The 11,065-nt window shown below is 30.0% G+C and carries 12 protein-coding genes and 1 tRNA gene; 11 read left to right on the forward strand and 2 right to left on the reverse strand.

Features of this window, described 5'->3' with window-relative positions:
• Positions 1-96: 96 nt before the first annotated feature.
• Both AC30RD_RS02845 and AC30RD_RS02850 read left to right on the forward strand, forming a co-directional pair.
• The gene (locus AC30RD_RS02845) at positions 97-315 is read left to right on the forward strand and encodes a hypothetical protein (RefSeq protein ID WP_489492689.1); all 219 of its coding nucleotides are present in this window, start codon (positions 97-99) and stop codon (positions 313-315) included.
• Entirely contained in the window at positions 312-599 is a 288-nt protein-coding gene (locus AC30RD_RS02850) for a cupin domain-containing protein (RefSeq protein WP_489492690.1), read from the forward strand. Before AC30RD_RS02845 ends, AC30RD_RS02850 begins: the two co-directional genes overlap by 4 nt.
• A gap of 32 nt (positions 600-631) precedes the next feature.
• Here the strand turns inward: AC30RD_RS02850 and AC30RD_RS02855 are convergent.
• Both AC30RD_RS02855 and rodA read right to left on the reverse strand, forming a co-directional pair.
• Positions 632-708, reverse strand: a tRNA-Ile gene (locus AC30RD_RS02855).
• A 13-nt stretch (positions 709-721) separates the two neighbouring features.
• Complete coding sequence (rodA, locus tag AC30RD_RS02860) at positions 722-1,828, reverse strand: rod shape-determining protein RodA (RefSeq protein WP_489492691.1); 1,107 nt, start codon at positions 1,826-1,828, stop codon at positions 722-724.
• A 49-nt stretch (positions 1,829-1,877) separates the two neighbouring features.
• Between rodA and AC30RD_RS02865 the strand changes: the two genes are divergently transcribed.
• From AC30RD_RS02865 to AC30RD_RS02905, 9 genes are all read left to right on the forward strand, one after another.
• Entirely contained in the window at positions 1,878-2,843 is a 966-nt protein-coding gene (locus AC30RD_RS02865) for an RluA family pseudouridine synthase (RefSeq protein ID WP_489492693.1), read from the forward strand.
• Positions 2,791-4,029, forward strand: a complete 1,239-nt coding sequence (locus AC30RD_RS02870; RefSeq protein WP_489492695.1) for a fibronectin type III domain-containing protein — start codon at positions 2,791-2,793, stop codon at positions 4,027-4,029. Before AC30RD_RS02865 ends, AC30RD_RS02870 begins: the two co-directional genes overlap by 53 nt.
• Before the next feature lie 3 nt (positions 4,030-4,032).
• Positions 4,033-5,211 (forward strand): tRNA (guanosine(46)-N7)-methyltransferase TrmB, encoded by a 1,179-nt coding sequence (gene trmB, locus AC30RD_RS02875; RefSeq protein WP_489492696.1) that lies wholly within the window; start codon positions 4,033-4,035, stop codon positions 5,209-5,211.
• The gene (locus AC30RD_RS02880) at positions 5,201-5,875 is read left to right on the forward strand and encodes a cell division ATP-binding protein FtsE (RefSeq protein WP_489492698.1); all 675 of its coding nucleotides are present in this window, start codon (positions 5,201-5,203) and stop codon (positions 5,873-5,875) included. Before trmB ends, AC30RD_RS02880 begins: the two co-directional genes overlap by 11 nt.
• A complete protein-coding gene (locus AC30RD_RS02885) occupies positions 5,862-6,668 on the forward strand; it encodes an FtsX-like permease family protein (protein ID WP_489492699.1) in 807 nt (268 codons plus the stop codon). The genes AC30RD_RS02880 and AC30RD_RS02885 overlap by 14 nt, the downstream gene beginning before the upstream one ends.
• On the forward strand, positions 6,665-7,852 hold the full coding sequence (locus AC30RD_RS02890) for a murein hydrolase activator EnvC family protein (protein WP_489492700.1): 1,188 nt from the start codon (positions 6,665-6,667) through the stop codon (positions 7,850-7,852). Before AC30RD_RS02885 ends, AC30RD_RS02890 begins: the two co-directional genes overlap by 4 nt.
• A gap of 73 nt (positions 7,853-7,925) precedes the next feature.
• Positions 7,926-8,642: a UMP kinase gene (gene pyrH / locus AC30RD_RS02895; RefSeq protein WP_489492701.1), complete on the forward strand. Its 717-nt coding sequence runs from the start codon at positions 7,926-7,928 to the stop codon at positions 8,640-8,642.
• Between the two features lie 12 nt (positions 8,643-8,654).
• Entirely contained in the window at positions 8,655-8,864 is a 210-nt protein-coding gene (locus AC30RD_RS02900; RefSeq protein WP_489492702.1) for a DNA-directed RNA polymerase subunit omega, read from the forward strand.
• Positions 8,865-8,877: 13 nt separating this feature from the next.
• Entirely contained in the window at positions 8,878-11,022 is a 2,145-nt protein-coding gene (locus tag AC30RD_RS02905; protein WP_489492703.1) for a RelA/SpoT family protein, read from the forward strand.
• Positions 11,023-11,065: the final 43 nt, after the last annotated feature.

Below are 11,065 nucleotides of genomic sequence, written 5' to 3' on the forward strand. Positions count from 1 at the left end.
TTTTATTTGATTACTCCTGAAAGATTTATTTTTTATTATATCAAAACTTAATATTATTTAAAAAATTTTGAGAATATTTAGTAAAAGGATCTTTGCTTGAATAAACAAAACTCAAAAATAAGAAGAAAAATTATTCCTAGATGTAGATATTGTAAGACAAATAAATATGTAATACCTATAATTTATGGCTTTAAGATAGATAAAGATTTATTAGAAAAAGAGAAAGAAAAAAAGATAAAAATAGGATCTATTGCAAGAAGTATAGATGCACCAAATTGGCACTGCAAAGAATGTGGTAGCGAGTTTTTAAGATGAAGTATGAAAAAACCGGAGTTTTAGATTTTAAAAGTATAAAAGAGATTTTAGAAAAAGAGGGATATTTTAATATATTTATTTGGAAAGATAAAAAAGGAACATTTTATCCAACTCATACTCATCCTTTTGAAGAAGTAAGATGGGTTATTGAAGGTGAGATTATTATAGCAAATGAAAAAAAGGAGTTTTTGTTAAAACCGGGAGATAGGTTAAATTCTCCGCCAAATACTCCGCATTGGGCAAAAGCCATAAAAGACGTAACTTATGTTTGTGGATCTAAATGAAAAAAAGAAGTTTATAATGTGTGAGATTTATGTGGTGGGCTCGGCAGGACTCGAACCTGCGACCAACCGGTTATGAGCCGGTTGCTCTAACCAACTGAGCTACGAGCCCAACAGGAAACTTGTTAAGCACGGGTGGAATTATACAAAAAATTAAAACGAAATGCAAGTAGATGTTCTAAAATCCCAAAAAGAATCATAAAATTTACAAAACTACTGCCTCCGTAGCTAAAAAGTGGCAAAGGGACTCCTACAACGGGGGCTAGTCCTATGGTCATCGCGATATTTACGCTCATATACATAAAAAGTAACATTGCTATGCTTGTTGCTACCACTTGGGTAAAATAATCACCTTTTAATTTATAATTTAGGCTAAGTATATGAAGTATTAATAGAGCGTATAAAAAAACAAGAAAAAGTGCTCCAAAAAAACCAAATCTTTCTACATAATATGCAAAAATAAAGTCACTTGAGGCTATAGGCAAAAATTTAAGCTGTGTTTGCGTGGCTTCATCTTTTTCTTTTCCCATAAGACCGCCAGAACCTATAGCGATAATGGATTGTTGAACATGATAGCTCGGTTTTTCACTTAAAAAATCATGAATTCTTTTTTTTTGATAATCATGGAGAAGATATTTATAAGAGATAGGTGCAAAAAGAGATAAAAATATTATAATAGAAGCCCATATTTTCCAGTTTACACCTACAACAAAAAGAACCCCATAACCTATGATTAAAAGAATCAGCGCCGTTCCAAGATCGGGCTCTTTTGCAATTAAAATAAATGGCAAAAGAATAAAAAAAGAGATTTTTAAAAAATCTTTTAATCCGTATCCTTTTTTAGGAGGAGGGTTTTCTTGAATTAAGTAGGCAATCATTAAAATAAACGCCGGTTTGAAAATTTCAGATGGCTGTATCGTAAAATGGATAAAAGGTATTTCAAGCCATCTTTTTGCACCTAATTTGCTTACACCAAAAAGATCAACGCTAATTAAAAGAGCTATATTGATCCAATATATTGTTGGTATTAGCCATTTATATTCTCTAAGGGGCGTTAAAAAAAATAGTATAAAAGCTCCGATCCCTATAGATATATAAACAAGCTGTTTTTTTGAAAGAATCGGGTCTATTTCGGATATTAGATTGAAAGAGAGTGTTACGATAGGAATAATTAAAAGTATTAAAATAAAATCAAAGTGTGTTATTATTCTTCTATCTATCATAAATTTCATATTTTTTTCCGTAAAATAAGTTTTGAAATTATACTATAAAGGTTGATTTTTGGAAAAAAAAGAGTTTAAGGCGCAAAAAGAAGAGAGGCTTGATAAGTTTTTATGTAGTGTTTTAAATGTTTCAAGAAACCAAGTGGAAGCATTAATAAAAAAGGGCTATGTTAAAGTTGGTAACAAAGTTGCAAAAAAAGGTGGAATAAAATTAAAGGGGAACGAAACTGTTGAAGTAATTATTCCAGAAGTTGAGAAAAAAAGTTTTGCAAAGGTCGATTTTGATATTGAGATTGTTTATGAAGATGATGATATTTTAGTTATAAATAAGCCAAGCGGCATTACCGTTCATCCCGCACCAAGCGTGAAAGATGCAACTGTGGTAGATTGGCTTAAAAAAATGGGGATCTCTTTATCAACTATTGCCGGAGATGAAAGGCAAGGAATCGTGCATAGACTTGATAAAGAGACAAGTGGTCTTTTGGTGATAGCAAAAAATAATCTTTCTCATAAAATTTTATCAGAGCAGCTTCAATCAAAAAAAATGGGCAGATATTATTTAGCAATAATCGAGCCTCCTTTAAAAGAAAATATAATTATCGAAAAACCGATCGCTAGAAATCCTAAAAATAGATTGAAAATGGGTATTGTCGAAGGTGGAAGATACGCAAAAACGGCTTTTGTGAAAATTGCTACAAGTTTTGATGAAAAATATGAACTTATCGGCGCCAAATTGTATACCGGAAGAACCCACCAAATCAGGGTTCATTTGGCATCTATTTCAAGACATATTTTAGGAGATAGTTTATATGGTTTTAAGAGCCAAAATGTTAAAATAGACAGAGTCTATTTGCATGCATATATTTTATATCTCATCCATCCAAAAACTAAGAAAAAGATGAGATTTATAGCTCCTTTGCCAGAGGATATGGAGCTATTTTTGAAAAAAAGATTTGATTGGGGGAATATATATGAAAAAATTTTACCAGATAATTTTATTAAGCTTTTTGATACTGTTTGTTAGCGGCTGTGCCAAACGGCCCGGAGTTGCACAAAAGCCAAAAATCGATCCATCGCTTCCTAAAGTTGAGCAAATAAGAGTAATAGCCGACATTACTTCCGTTGCTTTTGAGTGGGATCCAGTTTATAACGAAAGAGTTGAAGGATATTATCTTTATAGAGGTAGCAGCTATTCGAAATTAAAAAGAGTTGCAGTAATTGAAGATAGATTTAGTACCCATTATGTGGATAAAGATCTAAAGCCAAATACTTTATATTTTTATAGAATGTCTACATACGATAAAGAAGGAAGGGAATCTGTCCCAAGCGATGTTGTTAGAGTTAAAACCTTGCCTTTGATTGAAAGTGTAAGTTTTATAGAGGCTATTAGCCATCTTCCAAGGAGGGTAAAAATAATTTGGAGACCCCATCCAAACTCCAGGGTAAAAGAGTATATCATAGAAAGAAGCGAGCAGGATGATCCAAAATGGAAAGAGATAGCCGTTGTTAAAAATAGATTGCAAGCAGAATATATAGATAAAGATTTAAAAGATAACCATATATATTTTTATAGAATAAGGGTAAGAACATTTGACGGAATCGTCTCTTCTCCAAGTAAAGTTGTAAAAGCTTTTACAAAACCAAGACCAAAAATGGTTAAAGGTCTAAAAGCCACAAAGGATTTACCCAAGAAAATAATAATTTCATGGGAGCCAAACCCCGAAAAAGATATAGATCATTACAATGTGTATAGAAGTCCTTTTTCATATGGTTTTGTAATAGTTCATGCAAAGGTTAAAGGAACAAAATATGTTGATTTAATAGGAGAAGATGGGGTAAAAAAGTTTTATAAGGTAACCGCAGTGGATAAAGATGGGCTTGAGAGTTTTAAACAAGATGTCCCGGTTATGGGTAGCACTCTCCCAAAACCCCAACCACCTATTATAGTTTCTACAAACATTAACGATCAAGCAGTGGTTATCAAATGGAAAGCATCAGACGATAGAGCGGTTAAATATATGGTTATAAAAGAGGAAAAACAAGGTATTTTGGATAAAAAAGTATATAAATATAAAAATATATTAACCACATCTTTTGTGGATAGATCGATAGTTCCAGGTGTAAAATATGAATATAGAGTTTATGCTATAGATAAATATCAAATCATATCTAAACCTTCAGAACCTGTTGAAGTAATTATTAAAAAATAGAATATGCCTCATATAGTCGTAAAAAAATATAAAGAGTTTAAAACACCGCAAAAAAAGGATAATTTTGAGTTTTTGTGGTTTGCGAAACCTTATATAAACTCAAAGGAGACTCTTGTTGGAGTAAAATATAATAACACCTTTTTTTTATTAACTATTAAGGAAAAAGAGAATAATTTCATTATAAAAAGCGATAAAATAACAAGAATTTCACCAAATACCATCATTAAAAAAGCTCTTCTAAACTTTTGCGATCTTGCTGAGTGCGAAGTAATTAGAACAAATATTTCAAAAATAGACGAAAAACATTTTAAAAAGAGTCAAGAATATTTAAAAACGATAGAATTTTTTGCAAACTCCTTTCCTAAAAATAAAGAGGTATGGATAGAGATAGGTTTTGGAAGCGGGAGGCATCTTTTATATCAAGCTAAGAAAAATCCGGACAAACTTTTTATAGGGATTGAGATACACAAACCTTCAATTGAACAGGTTTTAAAACAGATTCAGATACAAAATATTAAAAATCTTTATATAATCGATTATGATGCAAGACTCTTTTTAGAGTTTGTTCCTTCAAATATAGTAGGTAAAATTTTCGTTCATTTTCCGGTACCTTGGGATAAAAAACCTCATAGAAGGGTAATCTCTAAAAAATTTATTCAAGAGGCAAAAAGGGTTTTAAAAGTTGACGGGATTTTAGAGTTAAGAACCGATAGTAAAAACTATTTTGATTATGCTTTAGAGCTTTTTTTGGATGAGGAGAAAGTAAAATTAGAGGTTACAAAAAATATTGAACCTCCAATAGTGAGCAAATATGAAGATAGATGGAAAAGGCTAAATAAAGATATATTTGATATTAGAATGTATAATATAGAAAAATCAAAACCTTTAAATTTAAGTTTTGATTTTGAATTTAAAAAAGAATATAATTTGGATGAATTAATAAAAAAAATAGATTTAAAACCGAAGTTGTTTGATGATTTTTTTGTTCACTTTGAAAAAGTTTATAAGATTGATGATAATAGAGCATTAATAAGGTTATCTTTTGGGAATTTTGATAGACCAGAGCATAAGTATCTTATTTTAGAGAATAAAAAATTAAGATATTTTCCTAAAAAACCGGTTCTTTCGTCTGGTAATATTAAAGCACACAAAAAAATAGAAGAGTTATTAAATGGGAAATAAAGTTATCGTAGCAAAAGAGTTGACACTCGGGTATAAAAAAGATGAGCATGTAATAAAAAATAGCAATTTTTCTATTGAGAGCGGAAATTTTGTTTTTATAACCGGGCCAAGCGGAAGCGGAAAATCTACTTTGATAAAATCCTTTTATGGGGCTTTAAAACCTCAAAGCGGTATATTGGAAATTGGAGGAGTAAAATTAAACAATATCAAAAGTTCAAAACTTAGGTTTTTAAGAAAATATCTTGGCATTATTTTTCAAGATTATAAACTTATTAATGAGTGGAGCGTTAAAAAAAATGTTATGCTTCCTTTAATAATTGCTGGATATTCAAAAGATATTTGCGAAACGCAGACTAAAAAGCTTTTAAGACACGTAAAACTCTCCAATAAAGCCGATAAATATCCTTTAGAATTAAGCGGAGGAGAGCAGCAACGTGTTGCAATGGCAAGAGCCCTGGCCCACAATCCGGTAATTATCCTAGCCGATGAGCCAACTGGAAATTTGGATGATTACTCTTCAAATCTTATATGGAATCTTTTAGTTGGAGCAAATGAACAGTTAGGAACTACTGTAGTAGTCGTAACTCATCATATACCTACAAATTTACATACAAATTACAAACATTTTCATATTGAGGATGGAACAATTTATGAAGTCTCTTAAAAATCATCTCTCTTTGATTATTCCCCTTTTTGCAATATTTTTTTCCATTGAATTTTATATGATTACCGATAAAATAATTAAAAAATATGAAGTAAATCTAAAAGAGGATTATACGATTATATTGGTTGCAAAAAAAGAGTTGAAAGAAAAAGATTTAGAAGGTTATGTAGATATTGCAAAACTTGAAGAGATAGATCCAAAATATATGATAAATAGACTAAAAAACGAAAATATAGATATAGATGTTAATGCTTTAAAAAGATTTTTACCAAAATTTTATAAACTATATCTAAACCATTTTCCATCATCATACGAGCTTAATAAAATAAAAAAAAGATTAATAAATTTAGACTCAATTCAAAGGATTGAAACATTTTCAAAAACTCATACAAAAATTTTCAATCTTTTGCTTGTATTAAAACAGATTTCAAAAATTTTTCTATTGCTTATCGGAATAATAAGCTTTTTGCTTATATTAAAGCAGATTCATGTTTGGCATTTGGAACATAGAGAGAGAATGTATATAATGGAGCTTTTTGGCGCACCCCTATGGATGAGAAGCGGTCTTTTGATAAGACTTGCTATTGTTGATACGTTTATAAGTACTTTGGCTTTAATCGGTGCTTATTATTATATATTAAACTCTAAAATAGTAAAAGAGTTTTTTGAATTTATCAATATAAATATTAGTTTGGAAAAAATTATTCAAGACTGTTTTATATTGGGCGCAGCTGGTCTAATAATAACACTCTTTAGCGTAATTTACGTATCTACAAGGCAGTTTAAAGAATGATAAAGATTTTTTTATTTTTTATATTGCTTTATTCACTCTCTTTTTCTAAAAGCGATATAGAAAGAAAGATCTATTATTCAAAAAAAGAGCTTTATAAAAAAGAAAAAAGCATTAAAGGATTAAATACAAAACTTAATAAAATAGCAAAAGAGATAGAAAAAATAAGAAACGATATAAAAAAAGTGGATCAAAAATTAAAAAAACTACAAAAAGAGTTATCACAAAAAGAGGAGTTTTACAAAAAAAATAAAATTAAATTAAAAGATATACAAAAAAACGCTTCTGCTCTTTTAAAAGAGCAAGAGAACTTAAAAGAGAGGTTAACCATTTTGATAGCCAAATATTTTTCAAAATCCTTGATTATGGAAAATTTGGCTGTAAAGACATATGAAGATATAATAAATCAAGAGATATTAAAAGCTATTAAAAAAAGTGAAAAAGAAAAAATTGAGAAGTTAAGTTCAAAATTTTTAGATACAAAAAAACTTCTAAAGAGCGAACAAAAAAGATTGAGCCAATTACAAAAAGAGATAGAAGAGTTAGATAAAAAAAGAGCACAACTTCTTAGTTTAAAAAAACAAAAAAAAGAGTCTTTAAAACTTCTTGGTTATAAAAAAAGAAAATATAAAGATGCAATAAAAACGCTTCTTCAAGAACAAAAAAGCTTAAGGGCCACATTAAACAAACTTCAAATATTAAAAGAGGAAAAAAATGTCGCTTTAAAAGGAAATAAGGCATCTAAATTTAAAGTAAAAACTATCGGCAAATCTTATCATAGGGTAAAAACTTTAAGATACAAAGGGCCAAAAACGATCCCTCCTTTAGATAAATTTAAAATAGTAAAAAGATATGGCAGTTATATAGATCCAATTTATAATATTAAAATCTTTAACGAATTTATAGAGTTAAAGCCCCTAATCCCCCAAGCTAAAGTAAAGAACGTATTAAACGGGAAAGTTGTTTTGGCAAAAAAAACTCCCCATTTAAACAACGTGATTATTATTAAACATAAAAGGGGATTATATACTATTTACGCTCATATAGACAAAATTGCACCAACTATCAAAAAGGGTAAAAAAGTAAAAAAAGGTTACGTTATAGGAAGAGTAAATACAAAACTTATTTTTGAAGTAACAAAAAACAGTTATCATATCAATCCTCTTGACTTAATTAAAGTAAGATAATATAAACTCACTTTCTAATGAATTCCTAAAGAGTTTTTAAGTAAAATTTCAAAAATAAAAATAGAGGTTAAGGATGAGTAAAAGGGTTTTAGTAAAATTTTCAGGCGAAGCGCTCTCTACTTCAAGCGGATACGGCATAGACACCTCGATTCTTAAATTTATAGCATCTGAGATTAAGATTTTGGTTGAAAAGGGAATAGAGGTAGGTTTGGTTGTTGGCGGAGGAAATATAATAAGAGGCGTAAGTGCCGCAAAAGAGGGGATCATAAAAAGATCTTCTGGTGATTATATGGGCATGCTAGCAACCGTTATCAATGCGGTGGCTTTGCAAGAGGCGTTAGAATATTACGGAATAAAAGTTAGAGTCCAAAGCGCAATAAAGATGGAAGAGATATGTGAGCCTTTTATCGTTAGAAGAGCCATTAGACATCTTGAAAAAGGCAGAGTAGTAATATTTGCCGCAGGAACGGGAAATCCATTTTTTACTACCGATACCGCCGCGACTCTAAGGGCTATTGAGATTGGTGCTGATATGATAATAAAAGCTACAAAAGTTAACGGTGTTTATGATAAAGATCCAAACAGATATCCAGACGCAAAAAAACTTGATAAACTAACTTACGAAGAGGCTATGCAAGATAATATCAAAGTTATGGACGATACTGCCATAGCTCTTGCTAAGGATAACAAGCTACCTATTGTAGTATGTAATATGTTTGAAAAAAACAATCTTTTAAATATAATAAACGGTGATTTTTCAAAAGCTTCCGTTGTTACAAATGATAAATAAAAAGGAGAATCGATGAGATTGGAAAAGATTGCTGCAAAAGCTTTAAAAAAAATGAATTATGATAGATATTTGCTCTCTGTTGTTGTTGCAAAAAGAGCAAATCAACTGGCTAACGGAGATGAACCTTTGGTAGATGTGGATATAAAAAAATATAAATATACAGATATTGCTATAATGGAGATAGCTGAGGGTTTATTAAAAATTGAAGTTGAAAAAGAGTAAATCGTAAAAATTAATGAAGAAATTTATTGAAAAGATTAAAGAGTGCCACGATTTAGATGAAGCTAAAAATATTTTATTTAATATAATAAAAAAAGATCCAAAAGTAGAATACGCTCTAAACTTCGCAATTAACGCTCACAAAAATCAATTTAGAAAAAGCGGTGAACCCTACGCGGTTCATCCGATTCTTGTAGCTTCAATCGTAGGGTATATATCACAAGATCAAACTATGGTAATAGCTTCTCTTTTACATGACGTTGTAGAAGATACTCCCGTTGAGATTGAAGAGATTGAACAAAATTTTGGAAAAGATGTAGCAAGAATTGTTGAAGGTTTAACAAAAATCGTTGAAATAAGAGATGAGAGTTTAATACCTTCATACTCAAACGAAAAATTGATAACTTCCGCGTTAACATTTAGAAAAATTTTAATAGCCTCAATCAAAGATGTAAGAGTATTGGTAATAAAACTTTGCGATAGATTGCATAATATGTTAACCCTGGATGCTTTGCCCGTTAATAAACAAAAAAGAATAGCCGAAGAGACCCTTGTTGTTTACGCACCTATAGCACATCGCCTTGGAATATCTTTTTTGAAAAATATATTAGAGGATTTAAGTTTTTATTATATTTTTCCAAATGAGTATAAAAAGATTGATGATTTTTTAAGTTCACATAAACAAGAGCTTCAGATAAAATTAAATAATTTTATTGATGATGTTAAAAAGGTTTTAGTAAAAAACGGTTTTAGGGCGAACGAATTTAATATCATCAGCAGAATTAAACATTATTATTCGATATATCTAAAAATGCAAAGAAAAGGTATCTCAATAGAAGAGGTTTTAGATCTTCTTGCCATTAGAATACTTGTAAAGCACAAAATTGACTGTTATAAAGCTTTAGGCGCTATACATCTAAACTTTAAACCTTTAATTATGAGATTTAAAGATTATGTAGCTATACCTAAAGAAAACGGTTATCAAACGATTCATACTACCGTATTTGACAACACTTCAATTTTCGAGGTTCAAATAAGAACTTTTGATATGCACAAAACTGCGGAATATGGGGTTGCCGCCCATTGGAAATATAAAATCGGATCAAATGAAATAAATCTAAAATGGCTTGAGAATCTTCAATTTCAAAATGAAAATATTGAAGAGTTTTTTGAATTGGTTAAAAATGATCTATATAGTGAAGATATTTCGGTATTTTCTCCAAAAGGCGATCTTTTTACTTTGCCCAGAGGCGCTGTCGCTTTGGATTTTGCATATGCGGTTCATACAGATATTGGCAATAGAGCAAAAGAGGTATATATAAATAAGCAAAAAAGCACCCTTTTAACAGAATTAAAAAATGGAGATATTATAAAAATAGTAACTTCGGAAAAACCTATTCTTAGGTGCAGTTGGATAGATGCGGTTAAAACCTCAAAAGCCAAAGAGCAAATGAGGCAAATTTGCAAACAAAAGATTAAAGAGATCAATTCAAAAAGCGCTATAAATATATTATCAAGTAAACTTAGAGTTTCAAAAGATGAGATAAAAAGATGGATAGAAGAAAATGATTTAAAAAATGTTATTTATAAGCTCCCAACAGATATCAATTTTTTTAAAGAGATAAAAAATAGATTTTTATCCAATTTAAGAAAAGAAAAGAAAATTTTGCCATTTATAGGCGGCAAAAATATAAAACTAAAAGAACAGATTTTCGATAACTTTGTAATCTATTCAAGCTTTAATATCTCTTCAATCGAATTTGATTACTGCTGCAATCCTAAAATGGGAGATGAAATTGTAGCTTTTAAAAAGGGAAATATTGCTATAATTCATCATAAATTATGCGAGCATGCGATTTCGTTATTAAATAGCGGTGAGCCGATGCTTTTTGTATCTTGGTCAAGAAGCAGACTACCAAAATATAAACTCCTTATATCGTTGCAAAATAAAAAAGGAGCATTGGCTTCACTGTTGCAATATATGGCTAAACTTGATATAAATGTTATCTCTATTGAGCTTGGAAGGAATATTGAGTATAGCAATATATGTGAGTTAGAAATTGAAAGCGATATTCAAGATGTTGAGATTTTAAGAAAAAAACTTGAATCAAAAGCAAAAATTATAGAGATAACAGGAAGCGAAGACGCGTATAAGAGGTGAGACTGGTTAAAATGGTTGAGTGGTTGAGTGGTTAAAATGGTTA

Source organism: Nitrosophilus sp., assembly GCF_982775275.1.